Here is a 22,948-nt window from a genome sequence, read left to right as displayed (position 1 = left end):
CGCTGCACTGTCAGCGACGAGTACGGGCGACGACTTTACGAATCACGAACGGCAGCACCCCGCCATGGGTCAGGTAGCGCACTTCCTGTTGGGAATCGACCCGCGCGATGACCTCGACCTCATCACAACGTCCATCGGCGCGGCGAATGGTCAGCGTGACCGGGTTCTCACCGACCACCAGGTCATCGAGGCCGAGGAAATCGAACTGCTCCGTGCCATCGAGCTGCAGGTCGTCGACGCCCTGCCCTGGCGTGAACACCAGAGGCAGTACGCCCATGCCAATCAGGTTGCTGCGGTGAATACGCTCGATACTCTGCGCGACCACCGCCTTGACGCCGAGCAACGCTTGCGCCTTGGCCGCCCAGTCGCGGCTGGAGCCGGCGCCATAGTTGATACCAGCGAACACCACCATGGGCGTTTGCTGTACGGCATAGCTTTTGGCGGCTTCGTACAGCGGCAGGCACTCGCTGTGATCGGCATTCCAGGCCCAGGCGCCAAGGCCTGGCTGTTGCTCGCCAAGCAGGCGGTTTTTCACGGTTTTGTTGGTAAAGGCGCCCCGCAGCATCACTTCATGGTTGCTGCGCCGGGTCGAATATTGATTGAGGTCCTGCGGGTCTTCGCCGCGCGCCAGCAGCCACTGGCCAGCCAGGCTGTCAGCGGGGATCGCACCGGCCGGCGAGATGTGATCGGTGGTGATGTTGTCGCCAAGCACCATCAGTGTGCGGGCAGCATTTATCGCCAGAGAAGCCTTGGGCTCGGCCTGGATATCCGCCAGGTATTGCGGGCGCCGCAGGTAAGTGGACTCGGGACTCCATGGAAACTGCACGCTGCCCTCGGCCGACAGCGCCTGCCAGTGATGGGTACCGTCCCAGACCGTCGCCAGGCGCTGCTGGAAGAACTCGGGTTTGACGACCAGGGCAACTTGCGCGGCGATGTCGGCATCGGACGGCATCAGGTCATGCAGATAGACCGGCTGCCCGTTGCTATCCTGGCCCAGCGGTTGCGAGGTCAGGTCGATGTCGATCGTGCCGGCGATGGCGTAGGCCACACAGAGTGCGGGCGATGCCAGGTAACCGGCCGGCACCTTGGGGTTGACCCGCCCTTCGAAGTTGCGGTTGCCCGACAGCACCACGACACCCTTCAGGCCCTGGTCGGCAAAGGCTTCGACGTGCTCTTCGAGCTTGCCGGAGTTGCCGATGCAGGTCATGCAACCGAAGCCTGCCAGATCGAAGCCCAGCGCCGAGAAGTCGTCCAGCAGGCTGGCTTCGGCCAGGTAATCGGCCACCACTTGCGAGCCGGGCGAGAGCGAAGTCTTGACCCACGGCTTACGCTGCAAACCCAGGGATCGCGCCTTGCGTGCCAGAAGACCGGCCTGAATCATTTGCGCTGGATTGGCGGTATTGGTGCAACTGGTAATGGCCGCCATCACCACGGCACCGTGAGTGATCGACTGGCCGAACGACGGCTCGTGGAAGCTTTGCTCCTGCGGCGCGTTGATCAGTTTGCCGCCCCCCAGGACTTCATCACGAAACGAGACGGCTGCCTTGGACAAGGGCTGGCGCTGGTGCGGCTGATGCGGACCGGCAACGCTTGGCTCGATGCTGGCCAGGTCCAGTTCAATCAACTCGTCAAACACCGGTTCGGCCAATTCGTCACGGCGCCATAACGGTTGCGCGCTCATGTAAGCGACGACCTGTTCACGCAATGTCTGCGAACGACCACTGAGTTCCAGGTACGCCAGGGTTTCGTTGTCGAACGGGAAAAACACCACGGTCGCGCCGTACTCAGGCGCCATGTTCGACACCGTGCCACGCGCCGCCCAGCTCAGGGTCGACAAGCCTGGGCCGGTAAACTCGACAAACTTGCCCACCACCGAACGCTGACGCAGGATTTCAGCCACGTGCAGCGACAGGTCGGTTGCGGTGACACCTGGGCGCATGACGTTGCTGACACGAATACCGACCACTTGCGGAAAACTGATCGGCACAGGCTCACCGACCATGGCGGCCTGCCCTTCCAGACCGCCAACTCCCCAGCCCAGTACGCCGATAGCGTTGATCATGGGGGTGTGGCTGTCGGTCGCGACCATATCGTCCGGGTGCAACAGGCGCTCGCCGTTTTCGCCTCGGCTTTCCCAGACCACCCGGGCCAGGGCCTCCATGTTCATCTGGTGAATGATGCCGGTGCCCGGTGGAATGACACCAAAGTTGTCGAGGCTTTTCTGCGCCCACTTGATGAAGCGATAGCGCTCGCTGTTGCGACGAAAATCGATATCCAGGTTCTGCTCGACGGCATCCGCCTCGGCATAGCGCTCGACGATCACCGAATGGTCGATGGTCAGCACGGCCGGAATCAACGGGTTCATCGCCTGGGGATCACCGCCCAGCTCGGCCACGACATCGCGCATGCCGGCAAAGTCGGCCAGGGCCGGCAGGCACGTGGTGTCGTGAAACATCAGCCGGTTTGGCTGAAACGGTACTTCGCAATCAGGGCCCTGGCCGATTGCCCGCGCCAGTACCGACGGCAAGGCCTGTGGCGAGCAACGCGCAACGTTCTCCAGCAGGATGCGAATGGAGTATGGCAGCCTGGCCAGTTGCTCGTGATCGAGCATCTTGCGCAGATCGACAATGGTGAATGCATTGTCATTGATCACCAGGGGGCTGAAGAGGTCGCAGGCAGTCTCGGTCATGCTTCTATCGCTCGGCTTCTTATAGTGTTCACTGGCGTGACTCAGGCGGTCAGCGCGGTGTATGAGCGGATACTAAGAGCAGCCTGCCTGGATGAAAATTGGTCAATTACCACAGCAGCGTTCTCCAAACGAGAACGCTGCTAAGCCTCTGTGCCGGGCAGTTTGAGATGATCGATGAACGTTTTAAGCGTCGGCGAAGCGCTATCGTACTTGCGCACGGCCAACAGCAGCGTCCGCTGCGCCCACGACTCATCCAGCGTCACGGCTTTGAGCTTGTGGCTGCGCAGATACTGATTGATGACACTGCGAGGCAGCACGGCAATACCCAGTCCGTTCGAGACCATGCGGCACATGCAGTCGAAACTGCTGATACGAATGCGCAACTTGAGGGCCAGGCCAAGTTTTGTCGCTTCGCCAGTCAGCAAGGTATGCATCGAGCTTTCAAGATGCGGACCGACAAACTCGTGCTCCAGCACCTCAGTGAAACGGATCGACTTGAGCGCGGCCAACTCATGCATGACCGGCACGACCAGCGTCAGTTCGTCATGGCGGTAGACCAGCGTTTCAAGCCCTTCGGCCGCCGTCTGCGCGGCGATGATGCCCAGGTCGGCTCGCCCGTCCGCCACGGCACGGATCACCGCCGACCCGACCCGTTCCTCGATATCGAATTTGATCTGCGGATACAACCGGGCAAAGCCTGCGACGTCCTGAGGCAGAAACTGTGACAGCGCAGAGGTAATCGAATGAATGCGTATATGCCCCTTCACGCCGCTGGCGTAGCCGCTCAATTCGCTGTCGAGCTGGGCCATGGTCTGCTTGAGCTGGCGGGCATAGAACAACAGCGATTGTCCCGCCGGTGTCAGCTCGACCCCACGCGCATTGCGCAGCAGCAGCGGTGATCCGACCTGCGCTTCAAGCTCGGTGATCCGCTTGCTGATCGCCGAGACCGCCATATGTTTGATGCGCCCGGCACGGGTGAGATTGCGCTCTTGAGCGACAGTGATGAAAAGATCAAGGCTGGTGAGGTCGTAACGCATCGAAAACTCCTGGTAGCGATGGGGCCAGCAGCGCAATTGCACGAGAACACAAAATTACATTTATTGGATTTTAAATCAACAAAATGCAATATAGGGGCGCACCTCGGAGGTGCTCCCTTGAAATCCACGGGCTATTCGCCCAGGAGAATGTGATGCGTATTCTGGTTCTTCCCTGCGACGGTATCGGCCCCGAAATCGTCGACTCCACGATGCAGGTTCTGCACGTCGTCAATCAAAAATTCGGGCTTGGGCTGAGCTTCGACTATGACGATGTCGGCTTTGACAGCCTGCAAAAGTACGGCACCACGCTGCGTGATGAGGTGCTGGAAAAGGCCAGAGGCTATGACGGAATCATTCTTGGCACGCAGTCCCATGCCGATTATCCGGCCCCGGAAGAAGGCGGTCGCAACGTCTCGGCAGGTTTTCGTATCGGCCTGGATCTTTACGCCAATGTCCGCCCGGCGCGCACGCGCGATTTTATCGAGTCGAACATGAAACCCGGCAAGCGCATGGACCTGGTGATCATGCGTGAGGCAACCGAAGGCTTTTACCCGGACCGCAACATGACGCGCGGCTGGGGTGAGGTCATGCCCTCGCCCGACATGGCGCTATCGACCCGCAAGATCACCCGTCATTGCAGTGAGCGCATCGCCCGACGCGCCTTCGAACTGGCCATGAAACGCAACCGCAAGGTCACGGCCATCCACAAAGCCAACAGCTTCCACATGACCGACGGCCTGTTTCTTGAATGTGTGCGTCACGTCGCCAAAGACTTCCCTGAAGTGCAACTGGACGATTTGCTGGTCGATGCCTCTACTGCGCACTTAGTGCGCAACCCGGAACGCTTCGACGTGCTGGTCGCCACCAACTTCTATGGCGACATCATCAGCGACCTTGCCAGCGAACTGTCTGGCAGCCTGGGTTTGGCAGGTTCGATCATGGCCAGCGACACCCACTGCTGCGCCCAGGCCCAGCATGGTTCTGCACCGGACATTGCCGGGCAGGACAAGGCCAATCCGGTGTCGATGATCCTATCGGTGGCCATGCTGTTGCAGTGGATGGCCGGGCAATACGGTAAACCGGCACTGGCCGCAGCCGGCAAGATGATTGAACAGGCCGTGGACACGGTCCTTGAAATCCCGGACAAGCGCACTGCCGACCTCGGCGGTCAATCGGGTTGCCGTGCCTTCGGCAAGGCCGTGGCGCAAGTGATCACCGGGTAACACCCCGCGGATGTTCACTCGTTGATCGAGGGCACCTGCGTCATGAGCTGTGCGGGCGCCTTGCCGCTGCTTCGCCGATCGAGAATCGGCGATTTGCGGGCCAGCGATCCGCTGAGGTGGCGTGTCATCAGGTTCGCCGCCTCAAGATTGTTGCCGGCCATCACCAGCTCCACGATCCGCCAGTGTTCCGTGCACTGGGAGTACAAACGCTTGCGGTCAATCATCGAGCGGTATTCGATCAACCGGCGCATGTTGTTGAGTTGCGTGAGGATCATCAGGTACAGCGGATTGCCGGACAGTTTGATCAACTCTTCATGAAAACGGATACCCGCCTTGAACAGCACGTCGGCGGGCAAGGTATCAATGCCTCCGGCCAGCAGATCCTGTTGCTCTTTGCCAAGGCGCTGAAGCACCTCCTGGTCATGATTGAAGTGGCTCTCGAGCAGTGCCGCAGGCTCGATCAACGAACGGACCTTGTAGATCTGCTCCAGTGCCTCGGGCGTCTTCGCGACATCAAGAAAGCGCCAGCCATAACCGGGCTTGGGCTCTGCCCAGCCGACCTTTGCGGCGCGGTTGAGGATATCGATCACTTCAAATCGGGTCAGGCCGTAGCGTTCGCGCAGGTATTTTTCGGTCACTTGAGCGGGAATGGCGTCGTTGAGCCAGTCTTCGGAAAGACGGTAATACTCGGCGGGCTCCTCCAGCGGAATGATCTCGTCAGTCTGCTCGACCTCTACATTGGAGAATCCGACCACGAAGAAACCCCGGTTCGGAATTTGCTCCAGCACCCCTTGCTCAGCCAGCAACGCCAATGCTTCGCGGGCAGGCGAACGCGACACCTGGAAAACATCGGCCACTTTCTGAGCGCTCATGTGTGCGCCAGGGCTGAGCTCGCCACTGAGAATCTTCTGCCCGATTTCGGAAACAATTCGCTGAACCAGTACGCTGAATGCCATGCCTTGGAACCAAGAGAATAAGGGCGCCGACCTGATCGAGTGCAACTTGCAGAGACTCTGGCCGGGCCAGCATTGTACGCCAGAGTCAACACCGGTCGTTATCGCGGTATCGCGTATGTAGCATGCCTTTAGACCGATACCCTCAAGGTATCGACTAACAGCTTATTTCGATTAGTCACGCATCATAAGTACGCAGTAGAGTTTGTTCCACAAGAGAATCAATACGCTCTTTAGCTGTTACATCAGTCAAATAATTCCAAAAAGGAAACTGACGTGAACACACTCCCTGCCTCGTTGCTGGCCAAGGTCTCTTGGCGGCTGCTGCCTTTTCTGCTGTTGATGTACATCATGGCGTTCCTTGACCGCGCCAACGTCGGCTTTGCCAAGCAGGCCTTCCAGGCCGACACCGGCATCAGCGACGCGGCCTTCGCGTTTGGCGCCGGGGTGTTCTTTGTCGGTTATGCGCTGCTCGAAGTGCCCAGCAACCTGATCATGCACCGCGTCGGCGCCAAGCTGTGGATGTGCCGGATCATGGTCACCTGGGGCCTGGTCTCGGCGGCCATGGTCTTTGCTCATAACGAAATGACCTTCTATGTGCTGCGCTTCTTGCTCGGCGTCGCGGAAGCCGGCTTCTTTCCCGGCGTCATCCTCTACCTCACCTACTGGTTCCCCAGCGCCGCACGTGGCAAGGCGATGGGCTTCTTCTACTTTGGTGCGCCGCTGGCGTTTATTTTCGGCAGCCCGCTGTCAGGCCTGTTACTGGAACTGGATGGCGTGCTGGGCAGCCATGGCTGGCAGTGGCTGTTCGCGGTCGAAGGGCTGATGGCCAGTGCGGTCGGTATCTGGGCGTACTTTTACCTGGACAACCGCCCCGCCGATGCCAAATGGCTGACCGTGCAGGAACGCACCCAGCTGCAAAGCGTGCTGGATGCCGAAGACAGCCAGAAACAAAGCCATGGCAGCGTGTTCAAGGTCTTGTGCCAGCCGGCAGTGCTGTACCTGTGCCTGATCTACCTGCTGATTCAGGCCAGCGTCTATGGCGTGGTCTTCTACCTGCCCACTCAGGTTGCCGGCCTGCTGGGCACCAAGGTCGGCCTGATGGTCGGCATCGTCGGCGCCATCCCGTGGGTCTGTGCCCTGCTGGCGGCCTGGAAGATTCCGGGCATTGCCGACCGCACCGGCCAGCGCCGCACCGTGGCCGCCCTGACGCTGGTGGTCTCGGGACTGGGCATCGCCGCTTCGGTCACCTTCGCCAACCCGGTGCTGGGCATTCTGGCGCTGTGCTTTGCCGCCTCCGGTTTTATTGCTGTGCAGCCGGTGTTCTGGACCTTTCCGGGCAGCTTTCTGGCGGGCTCTGCCGCCGCCGGTGCCATCGCGCTGATCAACTCGTTCGGCGCCCTGGGCGGGTTTATCGCGCCGATCCTCAAGAACTGGGCTGAAAACGCCTTTCAATCACCGGCCGCAGGCTTGTACCTGCTGGCCATGACCACCTTTGTCGCCGCCGCGCTGGTGATGGGTATCCGTGCGCCACGCACCGCCCAACCCCATAAACAGCCCACCTTTCAGCATTGATCAAGAGGCATACAACAATGGCCACTCCAACCATCAAGCACGTTCGCGCCTACGTTTTGCGAGGCGGCGGTGCCGACTACCACGATCAGGGCGACGGCCACTGGATCGATGATCACATCGCCACGCCAATGAGCAAGTACCCGGAATACCGCCAGAGCCGCCGCAGTTTCGGCATCAATGTGCTGGGCACACTGGTGGTAGAGGTCGAAGACTCCGACGGCAATATCGGCTTTGCGGTGACCACCGGCGGCGAACCGGCCGCGTATATCGTCGAAAAGCACCTGGCGCGCTTCGTCGAAGGCGCCAGGGTCACCGACATCGAGCGCATCTGGGACCAGATGTATTTCTCATCGCAGTACTACGGCCGCAAGGGCCTGGTGATCAATACGATTTCCGGCATCGACCTGGCGCTGTGGGACTTGCTCGGCAAGGTCCGCCAGGAGCCGGTGCACCAGTTGTTGGGCGGTGCGGTACGTGATGAATTGCAGTTCTACGCCACCGGCGCCCGCCCGGACCTGGCGCAGAAGATGGGCTTTATCGGCGGCAAGCTGCCGTTGCACCACGGCCCGGCCGAAGGCGAAGAAGGCCTGCGCAAGAACCTCGAAGAACTGGCGGTGATGCGCGAGCGGGTCGGCAAGGATTTCTGGCTGATGCTCGACTGCTGGATGAGCCTGGACCTCAACTACGCCACGCGCCTGGCCCAGGGCGCCCACGAGTTCGGCCTGAAATGGATCGAAGAGGCGCTGTCGCCCGACGATTACTGGGGCTACGCGGCGCTTAAGAAAAACGTACCGACCGGCATGCTGGTCACCACTGGCGAACATGAAGCAACGCGCTGGGGCTTTCGCATGCTGCTGGAAATGGGCTGCTGCGACATCATCCAGCCGGATGTTGGCTGGTGCGGCGGCATCACCGAACTGATCAAGATCTCGGCACTGGCCGATGCGCACAGCGCGATGGTCGTGCCGCATGGCTCATCCGTGTACAGCTATCACTTTGTCGCCACGCGTACCAACAGCCCGTTCGCCGAGTTCCTGATGATGGCGCCCAAGGCCGACGAGGTCGTGCCGATGTTCCACCCGCAACTGCTCGGTGAGCCAGTTCCCGAAAACGGCCGCATGCGCTTGTCGAAACTCGATAAACCGGGCTTTGGCGTCGATTTGAACCCTGAGTGCCAGTTGCATCGGCCGTATCAGCACTGATCACTTTTTGTTCACGCCCGACAGGAGCCCTTTTCATGAACATGCCCCACAACGCATTCAAGGCCGCGCTGGCCAAAGGCGAGCCGCAATACGGCATCTGGGCCGGTTTCGCCACCGGCTACGGTGCGGAAATCACCGCCAGTTTCGGTTACGACTGGATGCTGATCGACGGCGAACATGCGCCCAACACCGTGCCGTCGATCCTCGCCCAGTTGCAGGCGGTCGCGCCTTACTCGACGGCACCGGTGGTGCGCGCCGTGGGTCATGACCCGGTGCTGATCAAGCAGTTGCTGGACATCGGCACGCAGACCTTGATGATCCCGATGGTCGAAACCGCCGAGCAGGCGCGTGCGCTGGTGCAAGCCATGCGCTATCCGCCGCATGGTATCCGTGGCGTCGGCGGCGGCCTGACCCGCGCCACGCGCTGGGACGCGGTGCCGAACTACATCAATACCGCCCATGAGCAGTTGTGTCTGATCGTGCAGGTGGAATCGCGGGCCGGCATTGAAAACGTCGCGGCCATTGCTGCGGTTGAAGGCGTCGATGCGGTGTTTATCGGCCCCGCCGACCTGTCCACCGGGCTGGGCCATATCGGCAACCCGTCGCACCCCGAGGTGCAGGAAAAGATTCGCTACGCCATCGACGCCACCCTGGCGGCCGGCAAGATCAGCGGCATTCTGGCGCCAGCCGAAGACGATGCGCGGCGCTACCAGAGCTGGGGCTGCCAGTTCATTGCGGTGGCGATCGATATCAGCCTGATGCGCCAGGCCGCACTGAGCAATCTGGCGCGCTACCGGGAGCCGGCCGAACAGCGCCCGGCCTCGCGCACCTACTAATAAAAGGATCTGGACCATGACTGCTTATAAAAACTACATCAACGGCCAGTTTGTCAGCAGCACCGAGCACCTGGACGTGTTCAACCCGGCAACCGGCGCGTTACTGGCCAAAGTTCCGGCCTCGGATGCCAGCCAGGTCGAGGCTGCGCTCACGGCAGCGCGTGCGGCACAGCCTGGCTGGGCCCGGCGTACGGCCAATGAGCGCGCAGGTTTCTTGCGCAAGATTGCCGGCAAGCTTCGCGAAAACGTCGCGCATCTGGCGCGCACCATTACCCTGGAACAAGGCAAGATTTCCGCGCTGGCTGAGGTCGAGGTCAATTTCACTGCCGATTACCTCGACTACATGGCCGAATGGGCGCGGCGCATCGAAGGCGAGATCATCACCAGCGACCGGCCGGGCGAGAATATCTTTCTGTTTCGCAAGCCACTGGGCGTGGTCGCCGGGATTTTGCCGTGGAATTTTCCGTTTTTCCTGATCGCCCGCAAGATGGCGCCAGCGCTGCTGACCGGCAACACCATCGTCATCAAGCCCAGTGAAGAAACCCCGAACAACTGCTTCGAGTTCGCCCGCCTGGTGGCTGAAACCGACCTGCCACCGGGCGTATTCAATGTCGTCTCCGGCGATGGCGGCGTGGGCGCAGCCCTGACGGCGCACCGTCAGGTCGACATGATCAGTTTTACCGGCAGCGTCGAAACCGGCTCACGGATCATGAGCGCGGCAGCGGCCAACATCACCAAGCTCAACCTGGAACTGGGCGGCAAGGCGCCGGCCATCGTGCTGGCCGATGCTGACCTGGAACTGGCGGTCAAAGCCATTCGTGACTCGCGGATCATCAACACCGGCCAGGTGTGCAACTGCGCCGAACGGGTGTATGTCGAGCGCAAGGTGGCCGATCAATTCATCGAGAAAATCAGCGCCGCGATGGCCGCGACCCGCTATGGCGACCCGTTGGCCGACAGCAGCATCGAAATGGGCCCGTTGATCAATCGCCAGGGCCTGGACAGCGTGGCGGCCAAGGTCAGCAAGGCCCAGGCACAAGGCGCGCAACTGATCACCGGCGGGCAGATTGCCGACCTCGGACAAGGTTTTCATTACCAGCCAACGGTACTGGCCGGCTGCAGCGTGGACATGGAGATCATGCGCAAGGAGATTTTCGGTCCGGTGCTGCCGATCCAGATCGTCGACGATCTCGATGAAGCCATCGCACTGGCCAACGATTGCGAATACGGCCTGACGTCATCGCTGTACACCAAGGACCTGAGCAAGGCGATGCACGCGATACGCGAAATCGATTTTGGCGAAACCTACATCAACCGCGAGAACTTCGAGGCCATGCAGGGCTTTCATGCCGGGGTGCGCAAATCCGGAGTCGGCGGCGCCGATGGCAAACATGGGCTGTACGAGTACACCCATACGCATGTGATTTATTTGCAGGCTTAAGCGTAAGAACTCAGCGAACAGGACGCCGCCCGGAGACTGCCAAGCGGCGTCCATTCGTCGTGGCCCGGTAATCTTTTTCAAACTTTATCCGTCTGATTTCTTTCCCAACCTCATGAGTGACCGGTCTTTTCCGGTTTCGATCAAGAGGTACACCCATGAAAACTTCATTGCGTCACGCCGTAGCAATGGCCGCTCTGACGGGCGTTTTGAGCGTTCCGGCGCTGGCCGCGACTGTACCTGCAGCGGCAGTCAGCGATATTCCAGCCGGCGCGGGTCAACCGATGGCACCCGGCGGCTCTGCGCTACCACCTGGAACATTGCCTGCGCAGCCAAGCGATAAAGTGCGTCCGGAAACGCTCATGACCCCTGACAGCGATGAGAATCGCGCTAAAAAACCTGCCGTCGAGCGCATTGATCCCACAAAGCACCAGCCCTCAACGCCCGATCCGAAGCCAGATACCCAGAAGGACAGTCACTGATCAGATGTGGGTCGATTTGATTCAATGGCCTGCAATGGCCATTACCGTTCTGGCAGCGTGGTTCACCGGCTCGCACTTACCGCGCAGACGCATGATCGGTTTCTGGTGTTTCTGCCTGAGCAATGTGCTGTGGGTGATCTGGGGCGTGCATGCCAGCGCCTGGGCGCTGATTGTGTTGCAGGTGATGTTGGCGGGATTGAACATTCGCGGCTTCATGAAGAACCGCCGACAAAAGCGCGCTCCTGCAGAGTAACCCCTGCAGGAGCGCAATCCTCAGCGTGGTGCGATGGCTGCATCCACCAGGGTTTGTGCTTCACCGACCAGACGCTGCAAGTGCTCATCGCCAATAAAGCTTTCGGCGTAGATCTTGTAGATGTCTTCGGTACCCGATGGGCGTGCGGCGAACCAGCCGTTTTCGGTCATGACCTTCAAGCCGCCAATGGCCTGGTTGTTACCCGGTGCGTGGCTGAGTACGCGCTGGATCGCTTCGCCTGCCAGCTCGGTGGAGGTCACCTGCTCTGGCGACAGTTTGCCCAGTGCCGCTTTTTGCTGCGGGTTGGCCTTAGCGTCGACGCGGGTCGAGAACGGTTCGCCCAGTTCAGCGGTCAGTGCACTGTAGCGCTGGCTTGGGTTGAGACCGCTGATTGCCGTCATTTCGGCGGCCAGCAGCGCAGGAATCAGACCGTCCTTATCAGTGCTCCAGACGCTGCCATCGCGACGCAGGAACGAGGCGCCGGCGCTTTCTTCGCCGCCAAACCCCAACGAGCCTTCGAACAAGCCCTGCGCGAAGTATTTGAAGCCAACCGGCACCTCAAACAGCGTGCGTCCCAGGCGCGCAGCCACCCGGTCGATCAGGCCGCTGCTGACCACGGTCTTGCCCACGGCGGCATCGGCACGCCATTGCGGACGGTTCTGGTACAGGTAATCGATGGCCACCGCCAGATAGCTGTTAGGCGTCATCAGCCCGCCGGTTGGCGTGACGATGCCGTGGCGGTCGTGATCCGGGTCGCAGGCGAAAGCGATCTGGTAGCGGTCTTTCAGGCCGATCAGGCTTTGCATCGCATAGCTGGAGGATGGGTCCATGCGAATCTGACCGTCCCAGTCGACGCTCATGAAGCGGAAGGTCGGGTCGACGTGCGGATTGACTACGTCCAGGTCGAGGTTGTAGTGCTCACCGATGGCCTGCCAGTAGCGCACGCCTGCCCCGCCCAGCGGATCGACGCCCAGTTTCAGGCCCGAGCTACGGATCGCGTCGAGGTCAATGACGCTTTTCAGGTCGGCGACGTAGGTATTGACGTAGTCATGGCGATGGGTGGTGTCGGCGCGCAGCGCCTGTTCATGGCTGATGCGCTGAACGCCCGCCAGCTTGGCGGCCAGCAGTTCGTTGGCCTTGTTCTCGATCCACTTGGTGACATCGCTGTCGGCCGGGCCGCCGTTGGGCGGGTTGTATTTGAAGCCACCGCTTTGCGGCGGATTGTGCGACGGGGTAATGACGATGCCATCGGCCAGGCCGCTACTGCGACCACGGTTATAGCAAAGGATGGCGTGCGACACCGCTGGCGTCGGGGTGTATTCGTCGCCTGCCGAGATCATCACCTGCACGCCATTGGCGGCCAGCACTTCCAGCGCGGTGGCGCTGGCCGGCGTGGACAACGCGTGGGTGTCGGCACCGAGAAACAGCGGACCGTCGATGCCTTTGCTCTGACGGTACAGGCAGATCGCCTGGCTGATGGCCAGAACGTGCCATTCGTTGAAGCTCAGTTCAAAAGAGGTGCCACGATGCCCGGAAGTACCGAAAGCCACACGCTGGATCGTCACCGAAGCATCCGGCTGGCCGGTGTAATAGGCGGTGACCAGCCGTGGGATATCAACCAGCAAATGCTCGGGTGCCAGCTTGCCGGCGAGGGGACTCAGACTCATGCGACCTCCATAAAATTAAAAATCCGTGCCTGACTTTTCACAAAAACCAGAGCAGCGGCAGTTTACTGGCACTTTGACTGTTGTGCTTGGCTTTGATTCCCCAAGCCCTTGAGTTAGTTGAGCCGCCACCAGCGCGGAAAAAGGCGCTGGACCCTGGGCTCGGCAAATCGGTCGTCGATCAGCACCACCACGCCCTGATCATTCTGGGTGCGAATCACCCGCCCCGCAGCTTGCACCACTTTTTGCAGCCCCGGATACAGGTAGGTGTAATCGTAGCCCGCGCCGAACAAGGCAGCCATGCGCTGCTTGAATTGTTCATTGACCGGGTTGAGCTGTGCCAGCCCCAGCGTGGCAATGAATGCACCGATCAACCGCGCGCCCGGCAGGTCGATACCCTCCCCGAACGCGCCGCCCAGTACGGCAAAGCCTATGCCCTGCCCCGTGGGCGTGAAACGCTTCAGAAACGCGTTTCGGTCGGCCTCGCTCATGCCTCGCGCCTGGCTCCATAGCGGCACGTGCGGGTGCGTCTGGCGCATGAGGTCGAGCACTTGTTGCAGGTAATCGAAGCTGCTGAAAAACGCCAGGTAATTGCCCGGCCGCGCCTGATACTGCTTGGCCAGCAGCTCGACGATGGGCGCCAGCGAGGCCTGGCGATGGGTATAACGGGTCGAGATGCGGCTGATGATGCGCACCTCAAGCTGCTCGTGGTGAAACGGCGACTCGACATCGATCCACACCGTACTCGCCGGTAACCCGAGCAGGTCGGCATAGAACGCTTGCGGGGTCAGGGTCGCAGAAAACATGACGGTACTGCGTGCAGCGGTCAGGCGCGGGCCGATAAAACGGGCCGGCACCACATTGCGCAGGCTCAGGCGCGAACGGCTACGCTGGCGGCCGATATCGCGGCGCGTCACATCGAACAGAAAATGCTCATCGAACAACTCGGCGATACGGGTAAAGCCGATCAACTCAAGATAAAGGCTTTGCAACGCGCCATCCGGAGCCTGTTGCGGATGATCGTTAAAGTAGTCGCCCAGCGCGGTGATGCAACCACTCAGGCTCATCAGTAATTTGCCAGGCACTTGCTCGTGCGCCTGATAGGCCTGGGTCTGCTCTTTATTCAGGGCATTCCATTGCCGGTTCAGGCGCTGCAAGGCTTTTTTCACTGGATCTGGCGCGGTGGTGATGACCTCGGCCAATGCCTGCTGGTCGAGGCTGGCGCTATACATCTGCCGGCAGCGCTCGACCATGTTGTGCGCTTCGTCCACCAGCACCGCGACCTGCCACTGGTTGAGCTGCGCCAACCCGAACAGCATGGCGCTGAGGTCGAACCAGTAGTTGTAGTCGGCGATAACCGCATCGGCCCAGCGCGCCAGCTCCTGGCTCAGGTAATACGGGCACACCCGATGCGCCAGCGCCACTTCACGCACCCCAGCCTGATTCAGCCATCGGCTTTGCACGGCGGCCGCACGGGCGGCCGGCAGGCGATCATAAAACCCTTCGGCCAGCGGGCAGGATTCACCATGGCAGGCTTTGTCCGGATGCTCGCAGGCCTTGTCACGCGCGACCATCTCCAGCACCCGCAGGGGCAGCTCCTGCGCGTGCCGGTTCAAGGTCGCCAGGGCATCGAGGGCCAGTTGCCGACCCGGCGTTTTGGCGGTGAGAAACAGCACCTTGTCCAGGCCGCGAACCGGCATGGCCTTGAGCAACGGGAACAGCGTGCCGAGGGTCTTGCCGATGCCGGTCGGTGCCTGGGCCATGAGGCAACGGCCCGTGCTGACCGCTTTATAGACCGACTCGGCCAAAACCCGCTGACCAGTACGAAACTCAGGGTGCGGGAAGCTCAAGCCAGCCAGCGCCCGGTTGCGCTCACCGGTGTGCGCCAGCTCTTGCTCGGCCCAGTGCAGGAACAGCGAACACTGACGAATGAAGAACGCGTGCAGCTGGTCGCGGGTGGTTTTTTGCCGAATCAGCGTTTCGCGCTCGGTGGTCACATTGAAATAGACCAGCGCCAGGGTGACGTCCTGCAGGTCCAGTTGCTGGCACAACAGCCAGCCATAGACCTTGACCTGTGCCCAGTGCAATTGACGATGGTTATCGGGCATGGCGTCCAGTTCGCCGCGATAGGTCTTGACCTCTTCGAGCTGGTTGAGCGCGGCGTCGTAACCATCGGCACGCCCACGCACGGTCAAGGCGCCATATTCACCCGACAGCGACACCTCGGCCTGATAATCGGCGCCACGCCGTGACGCCACGGTGCGATGCCCGAGCATGCCTTCCAGGGCGGTGGGCGACGGCGTAAAGCGCAGGTCCAGATCGCCGGCCTTGGCGGTGAACTCGCACAACGCCCGTACCGCCACGGTATAGCGCACAGGCGCCGGTAAAGGATTGGGGAGGGTCACTGCGCGGTTTAACCATCGGCAAAGGAATACTGGATGGCCGCACAGTAAACAGCCTGCCCCGTACTGGCAAATGGAAATGGATCGGTGGCAACCTAGCGCCGGGCTTGTTTCAGTGCCTCGCCCACGGTTTCCAGCACCGCCGAGACATCCTGATGCCAGTCGATGGCGTAGCTGATGCGCAGGTACTGGCGGTGCAGCCCGCTCAGGCTGAACAGTTCGCCGGGAGCGATGACCAGGCGCTGGCTCAGCAGGGTTTCGAACACCTGGCGCATGTCCACGCATTGCTGGCTCTCAGCCCAGATGCCGCTGCCGCCTCTGGGCATCTCAAAGCGTACCCAGCGGCCCAGATGCTGGTCCATCAACAGCCCCATGTCGTGCATGCGCTGTTCAAGCAGGCTGCGCAGCTCGGCGCTGTGCTGATCCAGACGCCCGCTGTTGCACAGTCGGGCAATGGCTTTCTGGCGCACTGGCGGCAGGTCGAAGGCGCGCAGCAGAAAATACGCTTGCCACTGCGTTTCGAAATGCTTGCACAACAGATAACCGTAGGGCGCTTCAGGCCCCAGTACCTTGTCGAAGCTGCCAAGGATCAACAGCCGCTGCGGATCAATCAGTTCGCGCAGGCAGCAACCACGTGTATCGAACGCCAGTTCGCCATGGCTGTCGTTTTCCAGCACCCAGATCCGGTAACGATTGAGCAGGTGCGCCATGGCCTGGCGATTGTCCTGCGGCGCGACGCTACCGCTCACCGGGTTGAGCCGGGACGGCAGGATGGCCAGACCGATGTTGTGCTCCAGCAGCAGATGATCGAGCTCGGCCAGGCGCACGCTGCCGTCCAGGTCCAGCGGCATTTCTACCACTTGCACATTCAACGATTGCAGCAGGCGCAATTGCGTCCAGGCACAGGGCGACTCGACCAGCACACTGCTGCCCGCCAGGCGCAAGGTATGCACCACCGCCTTGAGCATGCCGAGCAAGTCGGGGCCGATGTAGACCTGTTCGGCATGCCAGCAATCCTTGGCATCGAGGGTATAACGCGCGGCCAGGGCGCTGCGCAGTTCCATGTCGCCAAACGGCTGAAAGCCGGTGTCCAGCGGTTGCGGGTACTGGCGCACCAGTTCGCGCTCCATGCCCAGCAGTACGCTTTGCGGCGCCAGCAGCAGGCTTGGCTCATCGCCCGACAGCATGCTCACGCCTGGCCGGCGCACATTGCGGTAAAGCGTGTCGAGTACGCTGTCACCCTCGCCCGTCGACAGTTCTTCAGCGCTGGCGGGCAAGGCGTAATAGCCCGACTTGGGCACCGAACAGATTCGCCCCTCTTGCTCCAGCAACGAGTAGGCGCTCTGGATGGTCGAGATCGACACCCGCAGGCGCCGTGCCAGTTGGCGCAACGAGGGCATTTTCAGGGTTGAATCGGTCTGCACTTCATTGATCAGGCGAACGAGATAGCGATACACCGACTGATAGGCGAAATCGTTTTTATCTTTCATGGCAGGTAACCGGGGCATGGAGCATGAACATCAACAGCCGGGCAATCGCTTTCAGGCATCAGCCCGGCATCGGGATAAAACGCAAGGTGGCGGTCAGCGGCCGGAGAGCCTGACGATGCGCGGCTGACCGCTGACCGGATCGAGCCGTCGGATACGGCATTGATCGGGGTCGGCCAAGCGGATACGGGCGATGATCGATTTCGGATCGGCAAAGTCCACCGGCTGCCGGGCGTACAGGCCCTGAAGGCCTGGCAAGCTCAAACCGCTGATTTCCACCAGCCACAGCAAGACTTGTTCCGGGGCGTTCTGCCCGGCCAGTGCACGGTGCAAATCGGCCAGGGCTACGAGCATGCCGGGGTGGCAACGACGCAGAAACGCCTCAAGCCCAGCGCCCTGATCCACGAACGGCGAAAACAGCATGCACACCAGTTGCGCCTCGCTCAGGCCATAGGCGTCCTGGGCAAAATCGGCAGCCATCTCTCGCCGCACGTCGATGCGCTGCTGGCCGTCGTAGGCGGCCATGGCCTGGTCGATCAGTCGCGCGGACATTTGCTTGCTACGCATTAGGCCGCGCGCCAGCATCAGGTAGTCGGCAATGCCGTCGGCATACTCGCGCTGCTCGATCCATTGCGCCCGCAATCCCTGCATGTGCGCCATCAACAACGGGTTGGCGCAGTCCGACTCGCTGAAACTGAAGGCCAGGTCGTCGAAGCGAAACGATAAAAACTCGGTCAGCAGGTTCCAGTGCTCATCGAGCTTGCCGCAGATCAGGTCGTTGATCACCACAAACGTCGGGTTCAGCGGCTTGCCGGGCGGTGACAGCGGGCGGATACAGGCAGCGCCCTCTTCGCCTTCGCCATACAACTCTTGCAGCCAGGCCTGACCGATGTGCTCAAGGCTGCGCATTACCGTTTGCAGGTTCTGGTTGCGCCAGTGGCCGGTGTGCAATCCGCTGTGCTGGGCCAGGCGCATCAGCCAGGTGATGTACAGCTTTTGTTCTTTGCGCGAGTCGCCACTGAGCACCGCGTCCGAGCCATCGCCCCAGGTGACAGCGCGGCCCATGAACTGCGCCAGCCCCAGGTGACAGCTATTACAGAATGTGGTGCGCGCATCGCCCGCCGAGAGGTGCCCGGCCTGCAACATGTCACTGCGGTTCTGTTCGCGCCCGGCGCTGGAAAACGGCAGGTCCGGCTCGAAGGCGTGGGTGTATTGGTTGTCGAAGACCAGCGTCTCGACGCGCGGGTCGTCATACAGAAACAGCGCCGAATAGACCCGGTGGATGTTACCCATGACTGCAGGTGTCATGCCCGCATGGCGCATGGTTGCCACACGGATGTTGAAGGTGCCCGGCGCCCTGCCAGCGATGCTCAATTGCGCAGCGCGCAGCAGGGCCACCGTGTAGGCGCTGTCCTTGCCGCCGCTGAAGGGGATCATGACCTTGAAGCTGCTGATACGTTCGATCCCGCCAGCGGCCACGATCAAACGCTGGATGAGCAGTTGCAGGGCGGTGCGTTCAGCACGGGTGAAGTAACCGAGCAGGCGTTGCAACACCTGCTGGTAGACATAATTCATCGCTTGCTCATGAATGGCACTCATCATGCTGGCCCTGCCCACTGCGAAGTTGGATCGGTCCCTCTGGCAACAAGGGGCAGACAATGGATTCGAAAAACAAACATGGCTCATTCCTTGAGTAGTAATTATCAAATCATTATCGGTATCGATATCGCGATTACAAGTGACCCACTCAGGGCGAAAGACCAACACTACAGCGCAATTAAACAACTTGAATTAAACATTAATTCAATATTTCAGCGCACTTTAAACATGTTCAGCGGCGGCATCCGCCAGCCTTGCCGTACCCCTTGACACCGCGCCAGCCCAGACGGGCCGTGCCATTCATCCACTGCCGATACAGGCACAAGGTGTATGCCATCGGGCGCTCAACACAGTGTCCGATACTGGCCGTATGGCGCAAGCAGTATAATCGCCCGAAGAAATGCCAGACACCGACCCTATTTATTAGCGAACTTTCCTACAACATGAACCGCATGTTGTAGGCCCCAAAAGCAAAAAAGGCATTGATTGGAAACAATCAATGCCTTGACGATGTAACTATATCAGGAAGCTGGTTTTAGATCAGTCTCACTCCGCCGTCAGTTCCAGTACCGCACGCCCGCCAATCGGGCAGCCGTCCATATAGCGGTGCGCCTGCACCACCTGCTCGAACGCGAACGGGCGGATCGCCAGAGGTTGCAGCACCCGGTCTGCCGTCAGCTGGTTGATCTCGCGCAGGGCACGCCGCAACGACTCGGCATCCTGATCGATCCCCAGTTCCGGCTTGCCCGTGAAATTACCCAGGCAGTGCACATAGAACTGGATGTTTTTCTGAAACGCCGCACAGGCCGGGAACGGTGTCTGGTTACCGCCTTGCAGGCCATACAGCACCAGACTGCCACGCGGTGCCAGCACATCGCCCATCAGCGACATCTGCGGGCCACCGAGACCATCGAAGACCACATCGACCCCGCGATTGGCGGTGTATTTGTTGATGGCCATCAGCAGGTCCTGTTCCTCGGTGACCACCACCTTGTCGGCGCCCAGCGATAACAGATACTCGCGGGCATCCTCGGTCTTGGTCGCCGCAATCACCTTGACGCCCAAGGCCTTGCCCAGTTGCACGAAGCACGGTCCGGCGCAATGGCTGGCATCGGTGACCAGCACGGTCTGCCCGGCCTTGATGCGCGCCAGATCGACATACGCAAAATAGGCAATCAGCAAGGGCGTGTAGTGCACGCTGGCCTGAGACGGTGTGAGTACATCGGGATAACGGGTCAGGGCTGTGCGCGGCAGCACGATGACTTCGCCGTACACCGGATGCTGGTTGGGGTCGGCAGCCGGAAAGCTGGCCACCTTGTCACCCACCGCCAGATCGTCGACGCCTGCACCCAGCGCAGTCACGACACCAGCCATTTCATAGCCAAGACCGGCAGGCAGACGCGCCCTGGAGCTGGCCAGGTTCTGTCGCCAGAGAACGTCATACCAGCTGATGCCAATCGCCTGGACGCGGATTTGCACTTCGCCAGGCGCAGGCAGCGCCGCTGGGTGCTCTTCGAGCTTGAGCACCTCAGCCGGGCCAAACTGGTGAAAACGGATCGTGCGGGACATTGAGAACCTCGCCTTGTGAACCTAGATGCCATGCACTTTATCCGGGCTTTCCCGGCAGAACCAGTCAGTGGCTGTTAATAGTCGACATGCCTGTCATCGATTCGCAATAGATCGAATCAGCTGTCGAGACGTTCCATCCTTGCGCGATGCGGCGGCCATTGTTCGCATCTGGCCGACACTTTGCAACTGCGGGAGCCCCAAGACAGGCCTGCACAGGGTGCAATTAATCATTCCGCCACCTGATGGTTTGCCCGTACTATGCGCACCGGTGTCGCTACAAGGCGTTTTCCTGCAGCCTGTAGCGACATGCCCGAATCGACAAATGGCACGAGCCCCCACGTATGAACCGCAATGACCTGCGCCGCGTTGACCTCAACCTGCTGATCGTCTTCGAAACCCTGATGCACGAACGCAGCGTGACCCGTGCCGCCGAGAAACTGTTTCTCGGCCAGCCGGCGATCAGCGCCGCACTGTCGCGCCTGCGCGGTCTGTTCGACGATCCGCTGTTCGTGCGCACCGGGCGCAGCATGGAGCCCACCGCCAGAGCCACGGAAATCTTCAGCCTGCTGTCGCCGGCACTGGACTCGATCTCTACAGCCGTCAGCCGCGCCTCGGAATTCGATCCCGCAACCAGCAACGCAGTGTTTCGTATCGGCCTGTCCGATGAAGTCGAATTCGCCCTGCTGCCCTCACTGCTCAAGCGCCTGCGCTCCGAAGCTCCCGGCATCGTGCTGGTGGTGCGCCGCGTCAACTACATTCTCATGCCCGCGCTGCTGGCCTCCGGCGAAATCTCGGTGGGTGTCAGCTACACCAGCGACCTGCCGGCCAACGCCAAGCGCAAAGTCCTGCGCCGCAGCCGTCCACAAGTGTTGCGCGCCGATACGATTCCGGGCCCGCTGAGCCTGGACGACTTCTGCGCCCGCCCACATGCACTGGTGTCGTTTGCCGGTGACCTGTCGGGGTTTATGGACGAATACCTGGAAAAGCTGGGGCGCAAGCGCCATGTGGTGCTGGCCGTGCCGCAGTTCAACGGGTTGGCAACGTTGTTGGCCGGTACTGACATCATCGCCACCGTGCCCGATTATGCGGCTGAGGTGTTGACCGCCAATGGGGGTGTAAGGGCTGAGGATTTGCCACTGGAGTCGCAGACGTTCGAGCTGCACATGGCCTGGCGCGGGGCGCAGGATAATGATCCGGCGGAGAGGTGGTTGCGGTCGCGGATTCAGATGTTTTTCGGGGATCCGGATAGTCTTTGAACCGCACGTTTGGACGAGAAATGTCATGCACGCAGATTACCTGGCCTTCAGCGATCAACCGGGATAAGGGGTGTCGCCATGTAGCCACCTTTTGAGGTGTCCGGGCACATTAGGCCACTACCATTCGACGTAGTTTTCGACGATGACTCAGCCGACGAGGCTGCAGATCTGGTTTGCCTCAAGGAGGAACACGCGCCGATTGGGGCCGGTGACGCCCCGATCGGCAGCATGTCGATCGACAAAATGTTTCATGGTGACTTACAAGGCGTCAGCGCCGGACAGATGCTGGCGTTGCGCAGTGGTGTCGAAGGCTCAGCCGGCTACGTCGCGATGGAACGTGTGACTGCTACCTTGGGAGGCCGGCAGGGTTCATTCACGCTCCAGCATAGCGGACTCATGGACAAGGGCACACAATCGCTGACGGTCATAGTCGTACCAGACTCCGCGACAGGGGGTCTGTTGGGACTGACGGGGACGATGAACATCGTCGTCACGCCCGGAAGGCACGATTACGAATTTCGCTACACACTACCCGCCTAAGCGAGAGCGGCCGTCATTTCAGCCAGCTTGGCGACGGTATTCATGTTTCGCGCCGTGCCTTGCTTCTCGCTGGGTATGCGCAGCCGTGTGGTCGCCATGCCGCCCGGGTAGAGGATGAACAATTCGCGCTTTCCCAAGTGTATCTGCTCGTTCTTGACGCCGGTTACTCCGTCGAGTGGATCGTTCGGGAGCGCTTCATCGACGAACAGCGCCATGACGCGGTTGCCGGGCGAGTCCGCGAAGGGATTACGAGCAAGCGCGTCGGCGATTTCGGAGGCAGTTCGCACAACCACACCTACATTCTTCCCTGCATAGGTGCGTAGCCGGTCTTCAAGGGCGGAACGGACTTGATCCTCGGCGCCGTCGCTTCGAAAAACGACGTTGCCGCTCGCAATATAGGTTTGCACCTGAATGAACCCCGCTGCCTCGCACATTTCGGCCAATACGGTCATCGGTAACTTCCCTGTACCGCCCACATTCACGGCCCGAAGCAGGGCCACGTATCCCGTCATCTTGCCTACTCCAGCAAAGGTAGTCGGCGCCATCGCCGACGATCAGTATCCGCTCAAGCCTGTTTTACCGCCAATGGTGGTTCAAGAGTAAGTTTTTGACGGTAAAGGGTAAGCGGCCAGCGAACACACCTTGCACAGATCAGGCAGGTATCCACTGATGCGGCAGCAGTCGCTCGATCTCGCTGGCCCGCTGCGTTGGCAGTCGCATCAGCACATCTTTGAGATAAGCAT

19 protein-coding genes are annotated in these 22,948 nt (G+C 60.7%); 9 read left to right on the top strand and 10 right to left on the bottom strand.

What is annotated here, in order from left to right:
- Positions 1-10: 10 nt before the first annotated feature.
- Positions 11-2,689, bottom strand: a complete 2,679-nt coding sequence (acnA, locus tag ACYP2A_RS17910) for an aconitate hydratase AcnA (protein WP_459746989.1) — start codon at positions 2,687-2,689, stop codon at positions 11-13.
- Positions 2,690-2,829: 140 nt separating this feature from the next.
- Entirely contained in the window at positions 2,830-3,726 is an 897-nt protein-coding gene (locus ACYP2A_RS17905) for a LysR substrate-binding domain-containing protein (RefSeq protein WP_459746988.1), read from the bottom strand.
- A 152-nt stretch (positions 3,727-3,878) separates the two neighbouring features.
- Between ACYP2A_RS17905 and ACYP2A_RS17900 the strand changes: the two genes are divergently transcribed.
- Positions 3,879-4,949 carry an isocitrate/isopropylmalate dehydrogenase family protein gene (locus ACYP2A_RS17900; protein WP_459746987.1) on the top strand — a complete coding sequence of 357 codons (1,071 nt, stop codon included), beginning with the start codon at positions 3,879-3,881 and terminating at the stop codon, positions 4,947-4,949.
- 14 nt (positions 4,950-4,963) lie between these two features.
- Here ACYP2A_RS17900 and ACYP2A_RS17895 read toward each other — a convergent pair whose 3' ends face one another.
- Positions 4,964-5,905 carry a GntR family transcriptional regulator gene (locus ACYP2A_RS17895; protein WP_459746986.1) on the bottom strand — a complete coding sequence of 314 codons (942 nt, stop codon included), beginning with the start codon at positions 5,903-5,905 and terminating at the stop codon, positions 4,964-4,966.
- A gap of 273 nt (positions 5,906-6,178) precedes the next feature.
- Between ACYP2A_RS17895 and ACYP2A_RS17890 the strand changes: the two genes are divergently transcribed.
- The 6 genes from ACYP2A_RS17890 (at position 6,179) to ACYP2A_RS17865 (ending at position 11,688) form a co-directional block, all read left to right on the top strand.
- Positions 6,179-7,477 (top strand): MFS transporter, encoded by a 1,299-nt coding sequence (locus ACYP2A_RS17890; RefSeq protein WP_459746985.1) that lies wholly within the window; start codon positions 6,179-6,181, stop codon positions 7,475-7,477.
- A gap of 17 nt (positions 7,478-7,494) precedes the next feature.
- The gene (gene rhmD, locus ACYP2A_RS17885; RefSeq protein ID WP_459746984.1) at positions 7,495-8,679 is read left to right on the top strand and encodes an L-rhamnonate dehydratase; all 1,185 of its coding nucleotides are present in this window, start codon (positions 7,495-7,497) and stop codon (positions 8,677-8,679) included.
- A gap of 35 nt (positions 8,680-8,714) precedes the next feature.
- Complete coding sequence (locus ACYP2A_RS17880; RefSeq protein ID WP_459746982.1) at positions 8,715-9,515, top strand: aldolase/citrate lyase family protein; 801 nt, start codon at positions 8,715-8,717, stop codon at positions 9,513-9,515.
- A 16-nt stretch (positions 9,516-9,531) separates the two neighbouring features.
- Positions 9,532-10,956, top strand: a complete 1,425-nt coding sequence (gene aldA, locus ACYP2A_RS17875; protein ID WP_459746980.1) for an aldehyde dehydrogenase — start codon at positions 9,532-9,534, stop codon at positions 10,954-10,956.
- Positions 10,957-11,111: 155 nt separating this feature from the next.
- Positions 11,112-11,435 carry a hypothetical protein gene (locus ACYP2A_RS17870; RefSeq protein WP_459746978.1) on the top strand — a complete coding sequence of 108 codons (324 nt, stop codon included), beginning with the start codon at positions 11,112-11,114 and terminating at the stop codon, positions 11,433-11,435.
- A 4-nt stretch (positions 11,436-11,439) separates the two neighbouring features.
- On the top strand, positions 11,440-11,688 hold the full coding sequence (locus ACYP2A_RS17865) for a hypothetical protein (protein ID WP_459746977.1): 249 nt from the start codon (positions 11,440-11,442) through the stop codon (positions 11,686-11,688).
- 20 nt (positions 11,689-11,708) lie between these two features.
- On the opposite strand, the gene pgm is transcribed toward ACYP2A_RS17865, so the two are convergent.
- The 5 genes from pgm to ACYP2A_RS17840 all read right to left on the bottom strand — a co-directional run bounded on the left by pgm (position 11,709) and on the right by ACYP2A_RS17840 (position 20,409).
- Positions 11,709-13,355 carry a phosphoglucomutase (alpha-D-glucose-1,6-bisphosphate-dependent) gene (gene pgm, locus ACYP2A_RS17860; RefSeq protein WP_459746975.1) on the bottom strand — a complete coding sequence of 549 codons (1,647 nt, stop codon included), beginning with the start codon at positions 13,353-13,355 and terminating at the stop codon, positions 11,709-11,711.
- Positions 13,356-13,468: 113 nt separating this feature from the next.
- Entirely contained in the window at positions 13,469-15,757 is a 2,289-nt protein-coding gene (locus ACYP2A_RS17855) for an ATP-dependent DNA helicase (protein WP_459746974.1), read from the bottom strand.
- Between the two features lie 92 nt (positions 15,758-15,849).
- A complete protein-coding gene (locus ACYP2A_RS17850) occupies positions 15,850-17,244 on the bottom strand; it encodes an aminotransferase-like domain-containing protein (protein ID WP_459746972.1) in 1,395 nt (464 codons plus the stop codon).
- Positions 17,245-17,337: 93 nt separating this feature from the next.
- Positions 17,338-18,840 carry a hypothetical protein gene (locus ACYP2A_RS17845; protein ID WP_459746971.1) on the bottom strand — a complete coding sequence of 501 codons (1,503 nt, stop codon included), beginning with the start codon at positions 18,838-18,840 and terminating at the stop codon, positions 17,338-17,340.
- 546 nt (positions 18,841-19,386) lie between these two features.
- Positions 19,387-20,409, bottom strand: a complete 1,023-nt coding sequence (locus tag ACYP2A_RS17840; protein ID WP_459746970.1) for a zinc-dependent alcohol dehydrogenase family protein — start codon at positions 20,407-20,409, stop codon at positions 19,387-19,389.
- Positions 20,410-20,750: 341 nt separating this feature from the next.
- On the opposite strand from ACYP2A_RS17840, the gene ACYP2A_RS17835 reads away from it, so the two are divergent.
- Both ACYP2A_RS17835 and ACYP2A_RS17830 read left to right on the top strand, forming a co-directional pair.
- Complete coding sequence (locus tag ACYP2A_RS17835; protein WP_459746967.1) at positions 20,751-21,665, top strand: LysR family transcriptional regulator; 915 nt, start codon at positions 20,751-20,753, stop codon at positions 21,663-21,665.
- Between the two features lie 96 nt (positions 21,666-21,761).
- Positions 21,762-22,205, top strand: coding sequence for a DUF3224 domain-containing protein (locus ACYP2A_RS17830; RefSeq protein WP_459746966.1), 444 nt, complete (start codon positions 21,762-21,764; stop codon positions 22,203-22,205).
- On the opposite strand, the gene ACYP2A_RS17825 is transcribed toward ACYP2A_RS17830, so the two are convergent.
- Positions 22,202-22,717 carry a DUF1697 domain-containing protein gene (locus tag ACYP2A_RS17825; protein ID WP_459746965.1) on the bottom strand — a complete coding sequence of 172 codons (516 nt, stop codon included), beginning with the start codon at positions 22,715-22,717 and terminating at the stop codon, positions 22,202-22,204. The genes ACYP2A_RS17830 and ACYP2A_RS17825 overlap by 4 nt on opposite strands.
- A gap of 139 nt (positions 22,718-22,856) precedes the next feature.
- On the bottom strand, positions 22,857-22,948 hold a 92-nt coding region (locus tag ACYP2A_RS17820; RefSeq protein ID WP_459743587.1), incomplete at its 5' end, for a transposase domain-containing protein.

The sequence above is a fragment of the Pseudomonas sp. 3A(2025) genome, assembly GCF_054589175.1.
Note: the sequence above shows the minus strand (reverse complement) of the source record. Positions and strands in the feature narration are given on the sequence as shown.

Bases quoted from the DNA above. Each gene is read 5' to 3' on its own strand.
- ACYP2A_RS17850 (WP_459746972.1), bottom strand. From the start codon at position 17,244: ATGAAAGATAAAAACGATTTCGCCTATCAGTCGGTGTATCGCTATCTC.
- rhmD (WP_459746984.1), top strand. From the start codon at position 7,495: ATGGCCACTCCAACCATCAAGCACGTTCGCGCCTACGTTTTGCGAGGC.
- ACYP2A_RS17880 (WP_459746982.1), top strand. From the start codon at position 8,715: ATGAACATGCCCCACAACGCATTCAAGGCCGCGCTGGCCAAAGGCGAG.
- ACYP2A_RS17845 (WP_459746971.1), bottom strand. From the start codon at position 18,840: ATGAGTGCCATTCATGAGCAAGCGATGAATTATGTCTACCAGCAGGTG.
- ACYP2A_RS17870 (WP_459746978.1), top strand. From the start codon at position 11,112: ATGAAAACTTCATTGCGTCACGCCGTAGCAATGGCCGCTCTGACGGGC.
- pgm (WP_459746975.1), bottom strand. From the start codon at position 13,355: ATGAGTCTGAGTCCCCTCGCCGGCAAGCTGGCACCCGAGCATTTGCTG.
- ACYP2A_RS17900 (WP_459746987.1), top strand. From the start codon at position 3,879: ATGCGTATTCTGGTTCTTCCCTGCGACGGTATCGGCCCCGAAATCGTC.
- ACYP2A_RS17905 (WP_459746988.1), bottom strand. From the start codon at position 3,726: ATGCGTTACGACCTCACCAGCCTTGATCTTTTCATCACTGTCGCTCAA.
- ACYP2A_RS17835 (WP_459746967.1), top strand. From the start codon at position 20,751: ATGAACCGCAATGACCTGCGCCGCGTTGACCTCAACCTGCTGATCGTC.
- ACYP2A_RS17825 (WP_459746965.1), bottom strand. From the start codon at position 22,717: ATGACGGGATACGTGGCCCTGCTTCGGGCCGTGAATGTGGGCGGTACA.
- ACYP2A_RS17865 (WP_459746977.1), top strand. From the start codon at position 11,440: ATGTGGGTCGATTTGATTCAATGGCCTGCAATGGCCATTACCGTTCTG.
- ACYP2A_RS17895 (WP_459746986.1), bottom strand. From the start codon at position 5,905: ATGGCATTCAGCGTACTGGTTCAGCGAATTGTTTCCGAAATCGGGCAG.
- aldA (WP_459746980.1), top strand. From the start codon at position 9,532: ATGACTGCTTATAAAAACTACATCAACGGCCAGTTTGTCAGCAGCACC.
- ACYP2A_RS17840 (WP_459746970.1), bottom strand. From the start codon at position 20,409: ATGTCCCGCACGATCCGTTTTCACCAGTTTGGCCCGGCTGAGGTGCTC.
- acnA (WP_459746989.1), bottom strand. From the start codon at position 2,689: ATGACCGAGACTGCCTGCGACCTCTTCAGCCCCCTGGTGATCAATGAC.